Origin of the sequence: Collinsella sp. OM08-14AT (genome assembly GCF_003438115.1) — a bacterium.
Lineage (GTDB): Bacteria > Actinomycetota > Coriobacteriia > Coriobacteriales > Coriobacteriaceae > Collinsella.
On sequence record NZ_QSTE01000001.1, the window covers coordinates 143195 to 164567 of the forward strand.

16 protein-coding genes are annotated in these 21373 nt (G+C 61.3%); 15 read left to right on the forward strand and 1 reads right to left on the reverse strand.

Going from position 1 to position 21373, the window contains the following annotated elements; all coding sequences use genetic code 11:
- Positions 1–3 precede the first annotated feature (3 nt).
- The 5 genes from pelG to DXC18_RS00630 all read left to right on the forward strand — a co-directional run bounded on the left by pelG (position 4) and on the right by DXC18_RS00630 (position 5951).
- A complete protein-coding gene (pelG, locus tag DXC18_RS00610) occupies positions 4–1548 on the forward strand; it encodes an exopolysaccharide Pel transporter PelG (RefSeq protein ID WP_117716029.1) in 1545 nt (514 codons plus the stop codon).
- Complete coding sequence (locus DXC18_RS00615) at positions 1538–3307, forward strand: CotH kinase family protein (protein WP_117716030.1); 1770 nt, start codon at positions 1538–1540, stop codon at positions 3305–3307. Before pelG ends, DXC18_RS00615 begins: the two co-directional genes overlap by 11 nt.
- Positions 3294–4085: a polyphosphate polymerase domain-containing protein gene (locus DXC18_RS00620; RefSeq protein ID WP_117716031.1), complete on the forward strand. Its 792-nt coding sequence runs from the start codon at positions 3294–3296 to the stop codon at positions 4083–4085. The genes DXC18_RS00615 and DXC18_RS00620 overlap by 14 nt, the downstream gene beginning before the upstream one ends.
- A 3-nt stretch (positions 4086–4088) precedes the next feature.
- The gene (locus tag DXC18_RS00625; RefSeq protein ID WP_117716032.1) at positions 4089–4754 is read left to right on the forward strand and encodes a DUF4956 domain-containing protein; all 666 of its coding nucleotides are present in this window, start codon (positions 4089–4091) and stop codon (positions 4752–4754) included.
- A 204-nt stretch (positions 4755–4958) separates the two neighbouring features.
- The gene (locus DXC18_RS00630) at positions 4959–5951 is read left to right on the forward strand and encodes a PLP-dependent transferase (RefSeq protein WP_158551917.1); all 993 of its coding nucleotides are present in this window, start codon (positions 4959–4961) and stop codon (positions 5949–5951) included.
- 223 nt (positions 5952–6174) lie between these two features.
- On the opposite strand, the gene DXC18_RS00635 is transcribed toward DXC18_RS00630, so the two are convergent.
- Positions 6175–6522: a winged helix-turn-helix domain-containing protein gene (locus DXC18_RS00635; protein ID WP_117716034.1), complete on the reverse strand. Its 348-nt coding sequence runs from the start codon at positions 6520–6522 to the stop codon at positions 6175–6177.
- 193 nt (positions 6523–6715) lie between these two features.
- Here DXC18_RS00635 and DXC18_RS00640 point away from each other — a divergent pair, with 193 nt between their 5' ends.
- The 10 genes from DXC18_RS00640 to dnaG all read left to right on the forward strand — a co-directional run bounded on the left by DXC18_RS00640 (position 6716) and on the right by dnaG (position 21362).
- Entirely contained in the window at positions 6716–8227 is a 1512-nt protein-coding gene (locus tag DXC18_RS00640) for an IMP dehydrogenase (protein WP_089571691.1), read from the forward strand.
- Between the two features lie 259 nt (positions 8228–8486).
- Entirely contained in the window at positions 8487–11063 is a 2577-nt protein-coding gene (gene leuS / locus DXC18_RS00645) for a leucine--tRNA ligase (protein ID WP_117716035.1), read from the forward strand.
- Positions 11064–11312: 249 nt separating this feature from the next.
- The gene (rimP, locus tag DXC18_RS00650; protein ID WP_117629483.1) at positions 11313–11807 is read left to right on the forward strand and encodes a ribosome maturation factor RimP; all 495 of its coding nucleotides are present in this window, start codon (positions 11313–11315) and stop codon (positions 11805–11807) included.
- Position 11808: 1 nt separating this feature from the next.
- Positions 11809–13056: a transcription termination factor NusA gene (nusA, locus tag DXC18_RS00655; protein WP_006234042.1), complete on the forward strand. Its 1248-nt coding sequence runs from the start codon at positions 11809–11811 to the stop codon at positions 13054–13056.
- An 89-nt stretch (positions 13057–13145) separates the two neighbouring features.
- Positions 13146–15860, forward strand: coding sequence for a translation initiation factor IF-2 (infB, locus tag DXC18_RS00660; RefSeq protein ID WP_117716036.1), 2715 nt, complete (start codon positions 13146–13148; stop codon positions 15858–15860).
- A gap of 11 nt (positions 15861–15871) precedes the next feature.
- Positions 15872–16282: a 30S ribosome-binding factor RbfA gene (rbfA, locus tag DXC18_RS00665; protein ID WP_117637767.1), complete on the forward strand. Its 411-nt coding sequence runs from the start codon at positions 15872–15874 to the stop codon at positions 16280–16282.
- On the forward strand, positions 16275–17318 hold the full coding sequence (locus tag DXC18_RS00670; RefSeq protein WP_099431635.1) for a bifunctional oligoribonuclease/PAP phosphatase NrnA: 1044 nt from the start codon (positions 16275–16277) through the stop codon (positions 17316–17318). Before rbfA ends, DXC18_RS00670 begins: the two co-directional genes overlap by 8 nt.
- A 15-nt stretch (positions 17319–17333) precedes the next feature.
- Entirely contained in the window at positions 17334–18266 is a 933-nt protein-coding gene (gene truB / locus DXC18_RS00675) for a tRNA pseudouridine(55) synthase TruB (RefSeq protein WP_117716037.1), read from the forward strand.
- A complete protein-coding gene (gene ribF, locus DXC18_RS00680; RefSeq protein WP_233508960.1) occupies positions 18263–19270 on the forward strand; it encodes a riboflavin biosynthesis protein RibF in 1008 nt (335 codons plus the stop codon). Before truB ends, ribF begins: the two co-directional genes overlap by 4 nt.
- Positions 19263–21362, forward strand: coding sequence for a DNA primase (dnaG, locus tag DXC18_RS00685; protein WP_117716038.1), 2100 nt, complete (start codon positions 19263–19265; stop codon positions 21360–21362). Before ribF ends, dnaG begins: the two co-directional genes overlap by 8 nt.
- Positions 21363–21373 lie beyond the last annotated feature (11 nt).

Sequence of the window (21373 nt, forward strand, 5' to 3'; positions counted from 1 at the left end):
CCGGTGGCCGGAATCGGTTTTGAGCTCAAGCGCCTGTTTAGGCGCAAGGGTCTGTTTGCCACGATGCGCGCCTATGGCTACGCTGGCATTGTGTGCACGGGCCCCATGCTGCTGGGCGTGCTGCTTCAGGTGGGTATCTTGGTGCTGTGCGGTCTGTGGGGTGTGGGCCGTTCCAACCAAGATCTGCTGGTGTGCATGGTGACCTATACGCTGCTGGCGTCGCTCACGCTCACGAGTTTTTTCTCTATGCCGGTCACGCGCTTTTTGGCCGATATGCTTTTTGCCGAGCGCGAGGATGAGATCCTACCTTCGTTTTGGGGCTCCAACGCCATTATGCTCGTTGCGGGCACAGTGCTCTACGGCGTCTTTTTGCTGTTCTCGGGCGCCACGCTGCTGCAGGGGCTGCTGTGCCTGTGGCTGTTCAACATTATGATCGTCAACTGGAACGGCATGAGTTACCTCACGGCCATCAAGGATTACCGCGGTATCCTATGCAGCTTTGCGGCTGCCATTGGCGTGGCGTGCCTGTGCGCCCTGGCCGCGCTGGCGCTGGGGCTGCCGCCGGTCGAGGGCCTTTTGGCGTCAATTGCTCTGGGCTACGGCGTCATGCTCGCTTGGGACGTGGTGCTGCTGTACCGGTATTTTCCGCAGAGCGATCGCAGCCCCTGGCTCTTTTTACGGTGGCTCGATCAGTTTATGCCGTTGGCGCTCACGGGCTTGTTTACCAACCTGGGCCTCTTTGCGCACTTGGTGATAATATGGGCCGGCTCCATTGGCGTGCAGGTCAAGGGCTTGTTTTATGGTGCGCCCTACCACGATGTGCCGGCGCTTATCGCGTTTTTGACGATCCTGGTCACGTCCGTCAACTTTGTGGTCTCGGTCGAGGTCAACTTTTATCCGCGCTACCGCGACTACTACAGCCTGTTCAACGACGGTGGCGTGGTGGGCGACATTGTGGTGGCCGAGGAGGAAATGCTTGCCACGCTCAACCGAGAACTGCGCTTTTGTGCGCTCAAGCAACTGTTTGTGACGGCGGCGGTCATCTCGCTCGAGACCACGGTGCTGTCGGCCCTACCGTTGGGCTTTAACAACCTGATGCACGGGTATTTTCGCACGCTGTGCGTGGGCTACGGCCTGTATGCCGTGGGCAACACGATCCTGCTGATCTTGCTGTACTTTACCGACTACAAGGGGGCCGTGCTGGCCTCGGGACTGTTTGCCGGTGTGGCCGGGCTGGCGACTGCCGTGTCGTTGCTTTTGCCGCAGCAGTTTTATGGCTTTGGCTTTTTGTTGGGTGCGGCGGTGTTTTTTATCGTGGCGCTGTCGCAGCTCGATACCTATACTGCCAACTTACCGTATCGTATCCTGAGTCAGCAGCCCATGGTGGCGACCGACAAAACGGGTCGCTTTACGGAGTTGGGCCGCTTGCTCGACCGTGCCGAGCAGCGCTATGAGGAAGGCCGCCATAAGGGTGAGCCGCATGGCGCTTTTGAGCGCACGGTGGTCCGTGTGTATCGCAACCATTGGGGAGGTTCTGATGACCGATAGGATGATGTCTCGCCGTCGCCTTTTTGAGGCGGCTGCCGGTGCGCTGTTGCTTTCGGGCTGCTCGGTGCAGGAAGACTCCTCGACCAAAAAGGTCAAAAAGCAGGACAAGATTAAAAAGGCCGAGTCCTCGGACGGTACCAAGCACCTACGCGATAAAGACGAGCTGTACGAGGTCTATGACGACTCGGGCATTGTGACCATGTACCTGACGGTCTCGCGTGGCAACAGCTCCGAGAACACCGACCACAGCTGGGCCGAGATCAATACGTACTCGGTGTATGATTATGCCGACATGGGCGTGACGCGCTATCAGGTTATGGGCCTGCTGCAGCCGGGCGACGAAGACGGCCCGGTGGCCGGCGAGGTTGGCTATGGCGAGGAAGCGCCCAATGCCACCGTGCAGGTGCGCGGTCAGACATCGAGCTCTTACACGCAAAAGAATTACAAGGTGGAGCTCAAAAAAGGCAAGGGCACCTGGCGCCAACAGCACGCGATTGCGCTCAACAAGCACATGGGCGAGGGTATGCGTTTTCGCAACAAGATGGCCTACGACCTTATCCGCGGGATTCCCCAGATGATTGGCCTGCGTACGCAGTTTGTGCATCTGTGGGTGTGCGACCAGACCGAAAAGTCCAACGATACCTTTGAGGACTACGGCCTGTTTACGCAGGTGGAGCAGCTCAACAAGACGGCGCTTAAGGCACATGGCCTAGATAAGAGCGGGCACCTGTACAAGGTGAACAGCTTTGATTTCCATCGCTACGAGGACACCATTAAGCTTGCCGATGATCCCGACTACAACCAGGCAAGCTTTGAAGGCATGCTCGAGATTAAGGGCGATACGGACCACACCAAGCTCATCGAGATGCTCGATGCGCTCAACGACGAATCGCAAAAGATCGATGACGTGCTCGACACCTACTTTGATACCGAGAACCTGGTCTATTGGTTGGCGTTTCAGATCCTGACGGGCAACTGCGATACGCAGAACCGTAACTGCTATCTGTACAGCCCGCTTAACTCCAAGGTCTGGTATGTCCTGGATTGGGATAACGACGGCATGCTGCGTAAGCTGGAGCTTTCTCTTACCGGGTTTTCGGACTACGCGAGCTGGGAGCGCGGCGCAAGCAACTACTGGGGTAACGTGCTGTTTAACCGCGCGTTGCGCAGCAAGTCGTTCCGCAGCGAACTCGACCGTGCCGTCAAGGACTTGCGCTCGTATTTGACCGAGACTCGCCTGACCAAGATGATCAAGCACTACCGCGAGGTGACTGAATCCATGGTCTTTGCTTCGCCCGATATCGACAATCTGCCTGTCACCAAGGACCAATACGAGCAGATCGCCGCGGCGATTCCCTCCGAGATCGAGGAGAACTACAAGAGCTTTCGCGAGAGTTTTAAAAAGCCCATGCCGTTCTACATCGGCGTGCCGCAGATCGATAACGGTAAGCTGCGCATTAACTGGGATGCGTCCTACGACTTTAAGGCGCGTGACATTCGCTATACCGTGGAGCTGGCGCGCGACTATGCCATAAGCGACGTGCTTTTTAAGGCCGAGGACGTGCTGCTTCCCGAGGTGACCTGCGATGCGCCCGATACCGGCCAGTATTTTGTGCGCGTGCGTGCCACCAACTCCGACGGCTATACGCAAGATGCGTTTGACTACTATGTAACCGACGACGGCAAGCACTACGGCATGAAGTGTTTTTACGTGCAAGACGGCGGTAAGGTCGTGGAGGATACGTATGAGGAGGGCTAGCGCGTTGCTTGAGCGCTTGGCGGCCCCGCCTGTGCGTGCCGCGCAGGAGCGTTACCGCCACGAGCTCAAATATCTCATTAACGAGGCCGAGCACGCCGCGCTTGCCTGTCGCATGGCGCCGGTGTTTAAGCTGGACAAGCATGCGCGGGCGGGCGGTTACACTATTCGCAGCCTGTATTTTGACGACTACTGTAGCTCGGCCTACGAGGAAAAAGACGCCGGCATTCTCATGCGCAAAAAGTATCGCGTACGCATCTATAACGGCAGCGACAAGGTGATTAAGCTCGAGCGCAAAAAGAAGTACGGTAGCTGGATTTACAAGGAAGATGCGCCGCTCACGCGCGGCGAGTTTGAGCAGATTTTGGCTGGCGACTACGACTTTTTGCTGAGGAGCCCTTATCCGCTCTGTCGCGAGTTCTACATCGAGTGCATCTGCAACATGATGCGCCCGCGGACCATCGTGGATTACGAGCGCGAGCCGTGGGTGATGGACGAGGGCACCGTGCGCATCACGTTTGACATGAACGTGCGTGCCGCGGTGGGGAGCTTTGACATCTTTGACGCGACGTTGCCCGCGTTGCCCGTACTGGAGCCCGGCAAGCTGGTGATGGAGGTCAAGTTTACCGAGTTTTGCCCGCAGCTGGTGCGTGATATGGTGCCGCCGGGAGCGGCCGAGCTTACGGCGGTCTCCAAGTACTGCCTGTGTTACGAAAAGACCGCCTACCTGCGCGGATTTAATTACTGGGAATCGGATTTTGAGAACCGAGGGGATATTTAGACCATGAGCACCAGGGACTTTTTTAAGAACTCCGTCTTGGAGGCGTTTGGTCAGGTCGACCCTGCCAAGATCGGCCTGTCGCTGCTCGTGGCGCTCGCCATGGGCATCCTGATCTACTACGTGTACAAGCGCTTTTTTACTGGCGTGGTCTATTCGCGCAGTTTTGCCGTGACGCTCGTGGGCATGTGCGTGCTTACCTGCATGGTCACGCTCGCGATCTCGACGAACGTGGTCATCTCGCTCGGTATGGTCGGTGCTCTGTCCATCGTCCGCTATCGTACGGCGGTCAAGGACCCGCTCGACCTGTTGTATCTGTTTTGGTCCATTACCACGGGCATTACGGCGGGCGCCGGTATGTATGCGCTCGTAGGTCTCACGGCAGTGGTGATCGTGGTGATGATCGCCGGCTTTGCGAGCCACCAGGACAAGGCGCGCGTGTACATGATGGTTATCCACTACACGGGCCAGACCACCGGCGACGATATCGTGCGCGCGTTTGGGCGCACCAAGTTCACCGTCAAGTCCAAGACCATGCGCGGTGACAAGGTCGAGATGGCTGTCGAGGTGTTCTCTGATGGCGTTGATATGCCCTACGCCGATGCGATTCGCGCACTCGACGGCGTTGAGGACTTGACGCTCATCCAATACAACGGCGAGTATCACGGCTAGCTTGGTTCCGGCGTTTTAACAAACGCCGGACCGCTTGACGCTGCGCGGGCATCTGCCGGGCGATCTGCCGCTCAAACCGTCGCGCGCGTACATAAAGTACGCGTCGCTCCTCTTTCGAGGCACCTCGCCACGGCAGCTGCCCGCTCGCTGGCGTGCGATCTTCATGGATGGTTTATTCGGTTCGGTTTTTGGGGACGGTGTTGCGTGGACGTGCAACAGCTAGAAGAAATCTGGGCTGCAAGGGCCGGCGCGCGTGAGGTGCGTCTTGTTGCGGCCTCGCATGTGCCGGCGGCGCTGTCGATGCTGGGGATTGTGCAGCCCGGCGATCGCCTGGTGGCCTTTGCGGACGACTTTGCCGATGCATTCGCCTGCGGCTTTGATGGCTGCGATGTTGCGCTGGTGGGGGAGCCCGCGGCTGCGGCGTTTGCTGCTGCGTCCGAAGGCTTTGATGCTTCGTTTGATGCCGAGGGGCCGCACCTGTGGTGGTTCGTCAACTCCATCGGCGGGTTTGGTCTGCGTGTGCCCGACCTTCGCGCTCTGGGCCGCGCCGCTCGTGAGCCGCATGCGCTGCTCGTGGTTGATAACACTGTGTCAGGCGTCTTTGGGTGCAACCCGCTGCGTCTGGGCGCCGTGCTTTCGCTCGAGGCGCTCGACCGTGTGTGTGCCGGCGTTGCGCCGCGCAAACTCGTCGCCGCTTCGGTGGCGCGCTCGCAGCTTAAGCGCCATCGCGTGGATGCCGCCGCCGAGTGTGCGTATGCGCTTCTTGCGGATTGCGGTGCGTCTGCACTCGACCTTTCTGTTAATGAGGCTTGCATGCTGGAGCGGGGGCTGTCTTCGCTCGACGCTCGCATGCAGGCCCACTTCGACCGCGCCCGTGCGCTGGCCGAGTATCTGGCCGCCAACGAGATGGTACGCAACGTGCGCTATCCCGGGCTGACCTCGCATCCCGACCATGCCATCGCGACCGGCATCCTGGAGCACGGTTTTGGCCCGGCAGTAGAGTTTGACCTGATGGACTGCATCGCGGGTGAATTTTTCAGCATACTGCCGGACGAATTCCGCACATCACCCGCCGGCGGCTCAACAACGCGCCTTTCGGCCCCGCGCGGTAAGCAGGGGAGCGCCATCCGCCTCTTCGCCGGTACAGACGACCCTCTGCAGGTGGCTGCCACTCTCGATAACGCCCTTCGCAAGTAGCTAATCGGGGTCTGTGTCACGAAAACGGCCTATTTACTACGTTTAAGCAATAGGGGTCGACCACACCCGCCTATTTTGAAAATTACCAAGCTGTTTACCAGCGGTTTTGTTTTCATGAAATCTGGTGTGGTCGAGGGTGTCCAACTAAACGTAGTAGATGGGCCCGTTTTGTGGCGCGAGCCTCAACCCGAGGGCGCTGTGGGCTAAAAACCGCCCAAAAGGACTACTCCGCGTTGATGTTTGCGATGAGGGCATCGGCCTTGGCAGCGATGATGTTGTTGATATCGGCCTGCAGCTCCTCGTAGACTGCTATGGCTCGCTCGCCGGCCGGCGTGAGCGTGGATCCGCGGGCGCCGTCGCGCTCGATGAGTTTGCATCCCAGCTGTCCTTCGGCCTCGTTCACGATGCGCCAGGCCTTAGAATACGACATGCCCATGCTTTTGGCGGCGCGGTTGAGTGAGTGCTCCCGGGCAATACCCTGCAGCAGCAAGACGCAGCCATGGCCGAACACGCCCGGCAAATCCTTGTCGCACGCTTGAATGACCAACTTTGCCGTCGTCTTGTACTTCATACGCTCCACGTCTCCCCGCTAAAGTGTTTGCTGGGCAAACGCAAAGCCTGCGTCAAACCCTCGTGTGCTCTTCTTAAATCATGCATTGTAGCAGTCAAAGTGCGTTAAGATACTTCCCCAGTATTGGGCGCCCAAGGTTGGGCTGGGTCCTACGAGGCCTGCAGCCGACCGGTCGCATGGAAAAAGGAGAAACATGGCTACGTTCTTTCCCGGTGAGTCCCACACGTTTTCGGAGTATCTGCTGGTCCCTGGTTACTCGTCCTCGCAGTGCATCCCCAACAACGTGTCTCTTAAGACGCCGCTAACCCGCTTCAAGCGCGGTGAGAAGCCGGCAATCACCCTGAACATCCCCATGGTTTCCGCCATCATGCAGTCCGTCTCGGGCGTCGACATGGGTGTCGCGCTCGCTACCGAGGGTGGCCTGTCCTTCATTTACGGTTCTCAGACCCCCGAGTCCGAGGCTGCTATGGTCAAGGCCGTTAAGGATCACAAGGCTGGTTTCGTTCAGTCCGATTCCACGCTGACACCCGACATGACCATGGAGCAGGTCATCGAGCTCAAGGAGAAGACCGGCCACTCCACCATGCCGGTCACCGACGACGGCACTCCCAAGGGCAAGCTCCTGGGCATTGTCACCAGCCGTGACTATCGTCCCAGCCGCGATGACCACCAGAAGAAGGTCTCCGAGTTCATGACCCCGCGCGAGCAGCTCATCGTGGGCGACAAGAACATCAGCCTCAAGGTTGCCAACGACGTCATCTGGGACAACAAGCTCAACGCCCTGCCTATCGTCGACGACAACGATCACCTTATGGGCATCGTCTTCCGCAAGGACTACGACAGCCACAAGACCAACCCCAACGAGCTGCTCGATAACGACAAGCGCTATATGGTCGGCGCCGGTATCAATACTCGCGACTATGCCGAGCGCGTGCCGCTGCTCATCGAGGCCGGTGCCGATGTCCTGTGCATCGATTCTTCCGAGGGCTTCAGCGAGTGGCAGAAGCGCACCATCGAGTGGATCCGTGCCAACTACGGCGAGGACGTCAAGGTCGGTGCCGGTAACGTCGTCGACGCCGAGGGCTTCCGCTTCTTGGCCGACTGCGGGGCCGACTTCATCAAGGTCGGTATCGGCGGCGGTTCCATTTGCATCACTCGCGAGACCAAGGGTATCGGTCGTGGCCAGGCCACCGCGCTGATCGACGTCTGCCGCGCCCGTGACGAGTACTACGAGGAGACCGGTGTTTACGTGCCCGTGTGCTCCGACGGCGGTATCGTCTACGACTACCACATGACGCTCGCCCTTGCCATGGGTGCCGACTTTATGATGCTGGGTCGCTACTTCGCTCGCTTTGACGAGAGCCCGACCGAGCGCGTCAACGTGAACGGCCAGTACATGAAGGAGTACTGGGGCGAGGGTTCCGCGCGCGCCCGCAACTGGCAGCGCTACGACCTGGGCGGCGCCGCGAAGCTCAGCTTCGTCGAGGGCGTCGACTCCTACGTCCCGTACGCCGGCTCCCTCAAGGACGGCGTGGGCGGCACGCTTTACAAGGTCAAGTCCACGATGTGCAACTGCGGCGCCCTCTCGATCCCCGAGCTCCAGGAAAAGGCACGCCTGACCCTGGTCTCCTCGACCTCGATCGTCGAAGGCGGAGCCCACGACGTAGTCGTGAAAGACTCCCAGCAGTCTGTGTCTTATCGATAGGATAAGAGCTGCACATAAAGGTTGAGTTTCAACCACGTTATTTAGATAAAGCGAGATGCCTGCAAGTCGCAGGCATCTCGCTTGTTGTATTTGCTATCATCAGTCAAGTTAACCTTAGGGTCGGGCGGCTTAGCTTTGTTCGCTACAAGTTCCGCACGCAAAGAAGAGCACTTAATGTGCTCTTCGTCTTGCGCAGGACTGTCCGCAGTAGCGAACAAAGCTAAGCCGACCGACCCCATTAAAGATTAAAGGAGCTGATATGTGCGATTGCACAGATCATAAGGATGAGATCCCTGCCTACGACGCGCAGGCCATTGAGTCCAAGTGGATGAAGGCCTGGGAGGACTCCAACCTCTTTGCCGTCGACACCGACGCCAGCAAGCCCAAGAAGTACGTGCTCGAGATGTTCCCGTATCCGTCGGGCGACCTGCACATGGGCCACGCGCGCAACTATACCATCGGCGATGCCATGGCCCGTCAGGCCCGCATGCGCGGCTACGATGTGCTGCACCCCATCGGCTTTGACGCCTTTGGCCTGCCCGCTGAGAACGCTGCCATTAAGCACAACACGCAGGCTGCCGCCTGGACGTATAAGAACATGGACCAGGCGCTCGCCACGATGAGGCGCATGGGCTTCTCCTACGACCTGGATCGCACCGTTAAGACCTGCAGCCCCGACTACTATCGCTGGGGTCAGTGGATCTTTGAGAAGATGTGGGAAAAGGGCCTGGTCTATCGTAAGAAGAATCCGGTTAACTGGTGCCCCACCTGCAAGACCGTTTTGGCTAACGAGCAGGTGACCGAGGGCAAGTGCTGGCGTTGCGGCACCGAGCCCGAGAAGCGCGATCTTGAGCAGTGGTACTACAAGATTACCGAGTACTCCCAGGAGCTGCTCGATGACCTGGAGAAGCTCCCTGGCTGGCCCGAGCGCGTCAAGCAGATGCAGGCCAACTGGATCGGCCGCTCCGAGGGTGCCGAGGTCGACTTTACCCTGTGCGACGCCGATGGCGAGCCCATCGAGGGCGACGATGGCAAGATCACCGTCTTCACCACGCGCGCCGACACGCTCTTTGGCGTCTCCTTCTTTGTCCTGGCTCCCGAGTACGCCCGTCTGCACGAGCTCGTCGAGGGCACGGAGTACGAGGCGGCCGTCACCAAGATCGTTGAGGACTCCAAGCACATTTCTGCCGTCGAGCGTGCCCAGGGTACTCTCGAGAAGCACGGTGCCTTTACCGGCCGCTACGTGGTGAACCCCGTTAACGGCGAAAAGGTCCCCGTGTGGGTTGCCGACTACGTTGTGGCCGACTACGGCACCGGCGCCGTCATGGCCGTTCCCTGCGGCGACCAGCGCGACTTTGAGTTCGCACGCAAGTATGATCTGCCGATCGTGCCGATCATCCTGGACGATGACGACCGCGCAGCCGTCGAGGCCAGCGGCGAGACCATCGATACCTTCCATGCCGAGACCGTCGACTGGGATTGCGCCCATGCTGCCGAGGGCACGCTCGTCCAGTCCGGCAAGTACACCGGAATGCGCGGTGGCAAGCACTCCGAGGGCGAGGCTGCCATCGTGGCCGACCTCGAGGCCATGGGCTGCGGTCGTCGCAAGGTCGAGTTCCGTCTGCGCGACTGGCTCATTTCCCGTCAGCGCTATTGGGGCAACCCCATCCCGGCCATCCACTGCGAGCACTGCGGCATCGTACCCGTGCCCGAGGACCAGCTGCCGGTGACGCTGCCCGAGAACTTGGACCTGGGCGCCGGCGAGACGCTTGCCGAGTGCAAGGACTTCTACGAGACCACCTGCCCGGTCTGCGGTCGCCCGGCCAAGCGCGAGACCGATACCATGGACACTTTCACCTGCTCCAGCTGGTATTACCTGCGCTATACCGATCCGCACAACACCGAGCTGCCCTTCTCCCGTGAGGCCGCCGACCGTTGGATGCCCGTCGATAACTACATCGGCGGCATCGAGCACGCCATTCTGCACCTGCTCTATAGCCGCTTCTTTACCAAGGCCCTGCGCGACCTGGGTCTGCTGAGCGTGGACGAGCCCTTCACTAACCTGCTGTGCCAGGGCATGGTCAAGGACGAGAACGGCGAAACCATGTCCAAGTCCAAGGGCAACGTCGTGCCCCCGAGCTCGGTCATCGAGCCCTACGGCGCCGACACCATGCGTCTGGCGATCCTGTTTATCGCCCCGCCCGAGAAGGATTTCGACTGGGACCCCAAGGCCGTTGATGGCGCCAACCGCTTCATCAAGCGCGCCTGGCGTATCGTTTGGCAGCTTGTCCAGTCTGGCGACGCCAGCGTGGCCTTCGACAAGTCAGCGCTCGACGAGGTTGCGATGAAGCTCTATCGCGAGCGTCACCGCACCATCGCCAAGTGCACCGAGGACTTCGATCGCGGCCAGTTCAACACCGCCATCTCGGCCGTCATGGAGCTCGTCAACGCGGCGAGCGCCTACCTCAACGCCACTGAGGTCGCTTCCCGTGACAAGGCGCTGTGCTACGGCGTGGCTAAGGATATCGTGAGCGTCCTTGCCCCAATCTGCCCGTTCTGGGCCGACGAGCTGTGGCATGAGGCGCTCGGCTGCGAGGGCAATGCCTACACCGCCGCCTGGCCCGAGTTCGACTTGGCCGAGTCCATAGAGGACACGGTGCAGATCGTCGTACAGGTGCTCGGCAAGGTCCGCGGCCGCATCGACGTCGCCCGCGACGCCTCCAACGAGGAGATGCAGGCTGCCGCTGAGGAAGCCGTCGCCAAGTGGCTCGAGGGCAAGACGGTCGTCAAGGCCATCTGCGTGCCCGGCAAGCTGGTCAACCTGGTGGTCAAATAAGCTCTGCGCGTAAAGCTGACATGCAATAAACGAGGGACGGTCCGGTTGGGCCGTCCCTCGTTTTGTTTAGCCTGGCCGCGGTCAATTGTCCTATTCTTGTGGAGAAGCTGTGCGCACGCTGACCTGCAGATTCGTACTGTGCTTGCACGTTTTCGCAGCTATTGCTATAGTTTGCTTGCAAATGAAGTTGTAATTGAAAGAAGTGGGGTTTCGGCCCCGCTTCTTTTTTGTATGGATGGAGGTGCCGCAATGGTCAAGACTAAGACCGAGCAGGCGATCATCGATGCGCTCGAGGCCGTCGCTCCCCAGCACGATGTCGACATCGTCGACGTCGAGCTCGTGGGTGCCACCAAGGCCCCCTGCGTGCGCGTGCGTATCGAGGGTGCCGAGGGTCAGAGCCTGTCGCTCAACGACGTCACGGCCAATACCAAGTGGGTCGGCGACGTGATTGAGGAGCTCGACCCCATCTCTTCGAGCTATACGCTTGAGGTGTCGAGCCCGGGCATGGCGCGCCCACTGCGCCGCCCGTGCGACTTTGCCCGCTTTGTGGGCGAGAACTGTGAGCTCACCTCCACCGCCACCGAGGGCCGTCGCAAGTACGCCGGCAAGATTGCCGCTGCGACCGAGACCGACGTGACCCTCGAGCTCGAGGACGGCGAGTCCGTTACCCTCGATTTCTCTGATGTTAAAAAGTGCAAGTTGAAGCCCACCTACGACTTCAAGCCCGCGAAGGAAGGAAAGTAAGATGGCAGCATCCGACATGATGTCCGCCCTGATGGAGCTTTGCCAGGAGAAGCACATCGACCAGCTCTACCTGATCGACCGCCTGGAGCAGTCGCTCGCCAAGAGCTATGCCGAGATCCTGCATCTTGAGTGGGGCGCTAAGGTGACCATCGACCGCACCACCGGCAAGATCTACGTCTACCGCCTGGAGCCGATCGACGATTCCATGGACGAGGAGGGCAACTTCACCGAGTTCGAGGAGATCGACGTCACCCCCAAGAATACGAGCCGCATCGCTGCCCAGCACGCCAAGGCCGAGATCAACGCCATCGTGCGTAACTCCGCCCGCGAGCAGATCTACGAGGAGTTCTCCGGCCGCATCGGTGACCTCATCAGCGGTACCGTGCTGCAGTCCACGCCCGACTTCACGATCGTCAAGATTCGCGAGGGCGTCGAGGCCGAGCTGCCGCACTTCGATCAGCGTCGTTACGAGAACGAGCGCAACGAGCGTCCGATGGGCGAGCGCTACCTGCACAACCAGCACATCAAGGCCGTGATCATCGACGTTCGCGACCCCAACTCCAACCTGCAGCCGGTTCGTGGCGAGCACAGCCGTCCGCCGATTGTCATCTCCCGTACCCACCCCGAGCTCATGCGTCGTCTGTTTGAGCAGGAGGTGCCCGAGATCTATGAGGGCACCGTCCAGATTAAGTCGATCGCCCGCGAGCCCGGCCAGCGCTCCAAGGTCGCCGTCCACTCGCTCGACGACCGTCTGGATCCCGTGGGCGCCTGCGTCGGCCCCAAGGGCAGCCGTGTTCGCGCTGTCGTGGGCGAGCTCCGTGGCGAGCGCGTCGACGTCATCCTGTGGGATGCCGATCCTGCCGTCTACGTCGCCAACGCCCTGTCGCCCGCTAAGGTCACCCGCGTCCTCATCGACGAGGAGAAGGCCTACGCCGGCGTCATTGTGCCCGACGACCAGCTGTCCCTCGCCATCGGCAAGGAGGGCCAGAACGCCCGCCTTGCCGCGCGCCTGACCGGCTGGCACATCGACATCAAGTCCGAGACGCTTGCCGCCGACATCCTCAAGAACGTTCCCGTTCACGAGGAACCCGCCGCCGACCTGATCGGTGATGAGGAGGACGAGGACGTCCGCCGCTGCGAGTACGTGTCCGAGGACGGCATCCAGTGCCGCAACCAGGCCCGTCCCGGCTCCCGTTTCTGCGGTGTCCACGACACCGACGCCTTCGATGATGCGGAGGACCTGATCTAGCGCGGTCGCGCCGGGCGGGTCCCGGCGCGTCTCCCACGCTCGTTCAGTCTCTAGGCACCCAAGGTGCCAGAAAGGGTAGGTGAAGTCATATGGCAAAAGTCCGTGTGTCCACCCTGGCCAAAGAGTTCGGCATGACCTCCAAGGAACTGATGGGTCATCTCGCCGATATGAAGATTCCCGCTAAGTCCGCTTCCTCCACCTTGGAGGACGCCTATGTCGCCATGGTCCGCAAGCAGCTCGCCTCGGTGATCGAGGCCCGCGCTCAGGAAGTCGAGGCCGCCAAGCAGGCCGAGGAGCAGGCAGCTGCCGCCGAGGAAGCCGCTCGCGCCGCCGAGGCCGAGCGCGAGCGCATCGCCGCCGAGAAGGCACGCGAGGAGGAGCGCCGCCAGTTTGCCGCCGCCCAGGCTGCCGAGGAGGCTGCCCGCGCCGAGGCCGAGGCCAAGAAGAAGGCCGAGCAGGAGCGCCTTGCTCGCGAGAAGGAGGAGGCTGCCCGCGAGGCCCAGCGCCGCGCCGTTCCCGCTTCCGACTCCGGTTCGCGCTTCCGTTCGCTGCTCGACCAGATCGCTGCACAGGAGACCGTGCTCAAGGAGAAGAAGGACGCCGAGGACAAGGCCAAGGCCGAGCGCGCCGCCGAGCGCGGTAACCGTCGTGGCGGCAACAACGACCGCCGCGGTGGCCGTCGTAACGATCGCAACGCTTCCGACAACAACTCCGAGCGCAACGCCTCCGAGAGCCGTCCGCACAGCCATCGCACCAACGCCAGCAACAACGTCGCTGCCGGCATGGACTTCCCCAACCCCGATAAGCAGGGCAAGGGCAAGAAGCGCAAGGGCGGTCACAACAACGAAGAGGACCACTACAGCCGCATGGCTCGTGAGGCCGAGGAGTACAGCCGCGAGAAGGTGCTCGAGGAGGCTCGTGCTGCCGTCGAGGAGGCCTCTCGTGAGTCCACCGGTCGCCGCAAGAAGCGCAAGGAGAAGCGCGAGCGCGAGGCTGCCAAGGCTCAGGAGGAGCGCAAGATAGAGGAGGCGCTGGCCCAGGGCGTGAACCCCGAGGAGCTCGACGCCATCAAGGTCTCCCAGGGCGTTACCGTCCAGGAACTCGCCGAGGCACTCGACGTTCCGGCCAACGACATCATCAAGCGCCTGTTCCTGCTGGGCACGCCGCTCACCATGACGCAGTCCATGTCCGATGACCTTGTCGAGCTCGTTGCCGACGACCTGGGTCGTCAGATCAAGATCATTACCCCCGAGGAGGAGAATACCTTCTCGTTCTACGACGATCCCGCCGACCTTAAGCCGCGCGCACCGGTCGTCACCGTCATGGGCCACGTCGACCACGGCAAGACGTCGCTGCTCGACGCCATCCGTCACACCGGCGTTGCTGCCGGCGAGGCGGGCGGCATTACGCAGGCCATCGGCGCTTCGCAGGTCATGATCAACGACCGCAAGATCACCTTCATCGATACCCCGGGTCATGCCACCTTTACGGCCATGCGTGCCCGTGGTGCCAAGGTGACCGACATCGTCATTCTGATCGTGGCCGCCGACGACGGCGTCATGCCCCAGACCATCGAGTCGATCAATCACGCCAAGGCCGCCGGCGTACCCATCGTCGTCGCCGTCAACAAGATCGATAAGCCGGGTGCCAACCCCGACCGCGTGCGCCAGGAGCTCACCGAGTACGGCATCATCCCCGAGGAGTGGGGCGGACAGAACATGTTCGTCAACATCTCGGCCAAGCAGAAGATCGGTATCGACGACCTGCTCGAGACCGTGCTGCTCCAGGCCGACGTGCTCGAGCTCAAGGCCAACCCCGACACTTTTGCCTCCGGTAACGTCCTCGAGGCTAAGCTCGACAAGGGCCGCGGTTCGGTTGCCACGGTGCTCGTGACCCGCGGTACCCTGCACGTGGGCGATACGCTGGTCGCCGGCCTTACCTACGGTCGCGTCCGCGCCATGCTCGATCCCAAGGGCAACGCCGTCACCGAGGCCGGTCCTTCCGACGCCGTCGAGATCCTGGGCCTGCAGTCCGTGCCCAACGCCGGCGACGAGTTCCGCGTTTTCGAGGACGAGCGCGAGGCTCGCGCCCTGGCCGATGAGCGTTCACTCAAGGCCCGTATCGAGGAGCAGAGCCGCGTCAAGCACGTCACGCTCGAGAACCTCTTCGAGACCATTGCCGACGCCGAGGTCAAGGAGCTCAACCTGATCATCAAGGCCGACGTCCAGGGTTCCATCGAGGCCCTTCAGGACTCGCTCGACAAGATGGATCAGTCCGAGGTTCGCATCAACACGATCCACTCCGCCGTTGGTGCCATCAACGAGACCGACGTCGTCCTGGCCGACGCCTCCAACGCCATCATCATCGGCTTTGGTGTCCGCCCCGACGGTAAGGCGCGTTCCGCCGCCGAGCGCGAGGGCGTCGAGATCCGTTGCTACGACGTCATCTACAAGTGCCTCGAGGAGCTCGACGCTGCCCGTATCGGCATGCTCAAGCCCACCGAGGTCGAGGTCTCCACGGGTACCGCGACCGTCCTGGACACCTTCAAGGTGCCTAAAGTCGGTATCGCCGCCGGTGTCCGCGTCGAAGAGGGCGAGATCGCCGCGACCGATTCCGTGCGTCTGGTGCGCGACGGCATCGTGGTCTTCAACGGCAAGATCGCCTCGATGCGTCACTACAAGGACGAGGCCAAGAGCCTCAAGAGCGGTTCCGAGGGCGGCATTGGCCTGGAGAACTTCCAGGACATCAAGCCCGGCGACCAGATCGAGGGTTACCGTATCGACCAGGTTGCCCGTACCGAGTAGGGGGTAGCGCTATGAAGCAAACGCAGGCAACCCGCCGTCTGGGCGAGCAGCTTCGCGAGAAGCTCGGTTATATCCTGCTCTTTGAGGTTTCCGATCCGCGTCTCGACCTGGTTACTTTGACCGCGGTCGAGGTCGCGGTGGACCGTTCGTTCGCGCGCGTGTACGTGTCGTGCGATGCGAGCCGCTACGACGAGGTCTTGGAGGCGCTCGCAAGCGCTAAGGGCCGTATTCGCAGCCTGTTGGCTCGCTCGCTCGATTGGCGTGTTACGCCCGAGCTCGATTTTCGCATCGATCGCTCGACCGATGAGGCCGAGCGTATCACGCGTGCGCTGGAAAACGTTCCCGCCACGCTTGCGATCGAAAAGGACGAGGACGGCTATCCGATAGCGGATGCCGCCCAGGAGGCAGCTTTAGATGACTAATTCCGCCGACCTCGCCTCGTGCGAGTCTGCAGATATTCAGCGACGCATCCTCGAGCTCATCGAGGGTGCGTCCTCCATTGCGATTTCGGGACATACTTCTCCCGATGGCGATGCCTTGGGCTCCGTTTTGGGTCTGGGCCTTTCGCTCATGAAGTTTTTCCCCAACAAGGACATTGCCCTGCTGCTGGCAGACGATGATCCGGTTCCGCGTATCTACCGCTTTATGGAAGGCTCCGATCGCCTGGTGCCGGCATCTGCGTACACCGGCAATCCGGACCTGTTCATCTCGGTGGACGTGCCGGTCGTCGAGCGTCTCAATAATTCCGCCGAGGTGCTTCGTCGCTCCAAGCATGTGGTGTGCTTCGATCACCATCCGGCGCGTGAGGAGTTTGCCGAGCTCAGCCTGAGGCGCGTCGAAGCTGCAGCCTGCGCCATGATCATCGACCGCTTCTTGGACAATTGCGGCATTGTCGCACGTGATGGCGTTGCTACCTGCCTGCTGTGTGGCTTGGTTACCGATACCGGCCGTTTTCAGTACCAAAACGCCGATGCCGCCGCGTTCCATGCAGCCTCGCGTCTGGTTGCCCACGGTGCCGATCCGGCGCGTGTGGCACTCGAGGTCTACCAGAGCATGCGCGTTGAATTTTTGCACCTCAAGTCCATCGTTATGGGCCGCATTAAGACGGTGGCCCACGGGCGCGTCGCGTATAGCTACGCGTACCAGAGTGACCTTGAGGCCTGCGGTGTCACCTCGGATGAGTGCGACGGCCTGGTCGATGTGGTTCGCTCGGTGATGGGCGTCGAAGTCTGCCTGTTCCTGAAGGGCATTGAGGGCGATACCAAGGTGCGCGGCAACCTGCGCTCCAAGGGCGACCTCAACGTGTCCGAGATCGCTGCTGCCTTTGGCGGAGGCGGACATCCCGCTGCCGCCGGTTTCTCCAACAACGGAACGATTCTCGAGACGCTCACCGTGGCACTTCCCATGCTGGCCGAACTGGTAGGGGAGGATCCCGCTTCGGTGACCGTCGAGCTTTAACTTTTTGGATGGTACATGGCTCGTCGTACGCCTTCTCAACTGAATATGCTGCTCGCCGTCGATAAGCCGGTGAGCTGCACGTCCCACGATGTGGTCTCGCAATGTCGGCGCGCCCTCCATGAGCGTCGCGTCGGCCATGCCGGCACGCTCGACCCCATGGCATCGGGTGTCATGGTGGTGGGTGTTGGCCAGGCTACTCGTTTGCTGGGCATGCTAACCCTCGATACCAAAAGCTATGTCGCCGACATCTCGTTTGGCGCCGAGACCAATACCGATGATGCGGAGGGCGAGGCGGTCCGCACGGTGGCTATTGCCAACGAGCTGCGCGATCCTGCCTATGCCCGTGAGCGCTTGGCGGCCATGCTGGGTCCGCAGATGCAGGTGCCGCCGGCGTTTTCGGCTATCTCGGTCAATGGCGTTCGCGCCTACAAGTCTGCTCGCGAGGGCAATGCGGTGGACCTGCCTCCGCGCCCCGTCGAGGTCTATGCCGCCGACCTGATCGCCGTGGGCGGCGAAGGTGATACGTGTGTGTGGACCGTGGCGTTCTCGGTGAGCAAGGGCACCTATATCCGTGCGCTCGCTCGAGACTTGGGCCGCGCCTGTGAGAGCGCCGCGCACATTTCCGCGTTGCGCCGCACGGCCTCCGGTGTTGTTTCCATTGGCGCTTGTCATGCGGTCGAGGAACTTTCCCCCGAGTCCGCGCCTGGCTTTGCCCTGGATCCCATTGCTGCCCTGGGCGCCACGCGTGTTGACTTGCCTGGCAATCTTGCCGATGACCTGCTCTGCGGCCGACGCATTCCCGTTGAGCGTGCGCTTGCGGATTTCGATGCCTCGAAGGCGCCGTTTGCGTTGGTGCTCGATGGGGGACTCAAGGCGCTCGCCCGCATTGAGAGTGGCCGCTTTGTCATGGAGCACGTGTTTCCGCAGGCAATCGGCGGTGTTCGATGATGTTGTCCGCTCGCGAGCTCGCGCGTATCTTTTTCGCGGGCGAGTCGGACGAGGCTCGCATCGTTGCTGCCGATGCATTTGATGAGTGCGAGCACTTGGGTGCTGCCTCCATCGCCATCGGCGTTTTCGATGGTGTGCACCGTGGACACCAGGAACTCATCGAAGCGCTTGTCTGTGATGCCCGTGCCCATGGCTGTAAGGCGGTCGTGGTTACCTTCGATCCCGACCCGGACGTCGTGGTGAGCCCTTCGCCCGCTCAAAAATTGATGACGACGGCCGACCGTCTGCATGCCCTGGCTCAAACCCGGGTCGATGCAGTGGTGGCCGTTCCCTTTACGCCTGAGGTTGCGGCGCTCGACCATGTCGGTTTTCTCGCACTGTTGTCACGCGTTGTCGACATTCGTTCGATTCGCGTTGGCAGCGATTTTAGGCTGGGTCGCGGCGGTGCTTCTGGTGTTGCCGAGATGCGCGCCTGGGGTTCCGAGCGCGGAGTTGACGTGTATGGTCACGACCTGCTTTGCGAGGGCGGCGAGGCCATTTGCGCCACCCGCATTCGTCACGAGCTGGGACAGGGCCATGTGGGGCTTGCTGCTGGGTTACTCGGCCGCCCGTATATGGTGCGTGGCGGTGTTATTCGCGGCCGCCACGAGGGCTCTGGCATGGGCTTTCCCACGGCAAACCTACAGGTTCCCGACGGCATTCAGGTGCCTGCCGATGGCGTGTATGAGGGCCTGGTGCTGGTAAACGACATCGTGTGGCCTGCTGCCGTTAACGTCGGACTGCCGCCGACGTATGCCGACGATGCGGCATCTGCGCATCTTGAGGCTAATTTAATTGGTTATACGGGCGACCTGTACGGTGCTTCCGTTTCGCTGGCGTTTACGCGCTGGCTGCGTCCGTCGCGCGTGTTCGATTCGCTGGATGAGTTGATCGCGACCGTCGAGGGTAATATCGAAGATATTCGTCACAACTTGGGCGAGCAGGGGGTGAGCGTCCGTGATTAGCGATGAGGAAAAAGACCAGGTACGCGCTGCGTCCGACTTAGTCGCCATCGTGCAGGAAACGGTTGAGCTCAAGCCCCGCGGCCATGAGTTTTGGGGCTGCTGCCCCTTTCATGGCGAAAAGACTCCGTCCTTCCACATTATTCCCGCCACGCAGGTGTGGCATTGCTTTGGCTGCGGCGAGGGTGGCGACGTCTTCACCTATATCATGAAGCGCGAGAACCTGAGCTTTCCCGAGTCAATCCGTTATTTGGCCGATCGTGCAGGTATTGAGCTGCACGACACCGGAGATCGCCGCGAGCGCGGTACCAAGCGTGCCCGCATCTACGATCTGTGTGCCGAGACCGCCCAGTTCTACCACACCATGCTTATGCGCGGTAAGGATGGCCGTCCACGTGAGTACTTTGCCAGCCGCGGCATGGGTGGCGACGTCTGCCGCCGCTACTGCCTGGGCTTTGCGCCGGGTCGTAATATGCTGGTGGCTCATCTGTCGCAGGCGGGCTTTACTCCGCAGGAGATGATCGACGCCAACGTTGCCGTGAGTCGAGGGCGCGGGCAGCTTGCCGACCGCTTCTACGACCGCGTGATGTTCCCCATCTTTGACGAGCAGGGTCACAACATCGCCTTTGGCGGTCGCATCATGGGTGACGGCCAACCCAAGTACCTCAACACCGCCGAGACGAGCGTGTTTCATAAAAAGCGAAACCTCTACGGCTTTAATTGGGCCAAGGAGTTTATCGTCGCGCAGGATACCGCCATCGTGGTAGAGGGCTATACCGACTGCATCGCCTGTTGGGAGGCGGGGATTAAAAACGTTGTCGCTACGCTGGGCACCGCGCTCACGGAGCATCACGTCAAGACGCTCACCCGCTTTGCCAAGCGCATCGTGTATATGTTTGACGGCGATGCCGCGGGCCAGAAGGCCGCCCGTCGCGCGATTCAGTTTATCGAGCAGGATTCGATGGACCTGCGCTGCGTGGTGCTGCCTGACGGCAACGATCCCATGGAGTTCATCACGGCCCACGGCGGAGAGGAGCTGCAGAAACGCATTGACGCCGCCGAGCCGCTCATGGACTTCGTGTACCGTTCGCTGCAGGAGTCGAGCGACATCACCACGCCGGGCGGTCGCGCCAAGGCGCTGGAGGATGCGCTCACGCTCATCTATCCGCTTCGTGACAGCTATATGATCGATACGTACTTTATCCAGATTGCCGATCTGCTGGGTTTGGATTTGGAGACGGTGCGCGCGAGTTCGGGTCGCGTGTTTCGCGATGTCGCTAAACGCGAGGATGCGGAACGCCGACGCGAACAGAACTATGAACGCCAGCGGGCGCAGGCTGAGCGATCTGGTAGCGCGGGCGGTCGGTCGTCTGGTTCGCAGGGAACATCTCGTGGTGCTTGGGCGTCGGGCGCGACGCCGCCGGTGTCCGCACCGGTCGAAGAAGAGCCGTACGACTACGTCCCACTCGATGCCTACGGTGCCGCGCCGGTCGAGGTCGTCGACGACCTGCCGCCGATCGATGTGCCTGACGGTATGGGCTCTACGCCCGCCGGTGCCCCGACAGACGCCTCGGCCCCTATGGTTTTGACAGATCTAGAGCGCAAGTCCTTGGCGGGGGAGCGTGAGCTGCTAACCATGCTCACGAGCTACCCCGACCTGTTCCGCACGTATGCCGACCGCATCTGCTCCATCGAGTGGGTTGACCCACGTCACGAGTCCATCGCATGGGCCGTGCTGGCAACGCCGCCGGGAACCGATCCTGCAGCCTGCATGGATGCGGCACGCTCGGTGTGTCCCGAGGCGGCAACGCTTGTGAGTGCCGGGCGCATCTCGGCGACGAGCAAGCACCCCACCGAGACGAACATCGTGTTTATGCTCGATACGCTCGAGCTCTACACAATCAAGCGCCGCATGCGTGCCGCACAGGCCAAGCTGCGCCAGGACCGTTCGCTCGATGATGAGGCCCGTCGTGCGCTGACCGTGCAGGCCGCGCAGGACTCGCAGCGTCAGCGCGAACTGCAAAAGTCGATCGGCGGCGTGGCGGACCCGTTCCGTTTGATCGGCCTGGAGGCCGCAGGCACCGAACAGGCCTAGATGTTGTGGTC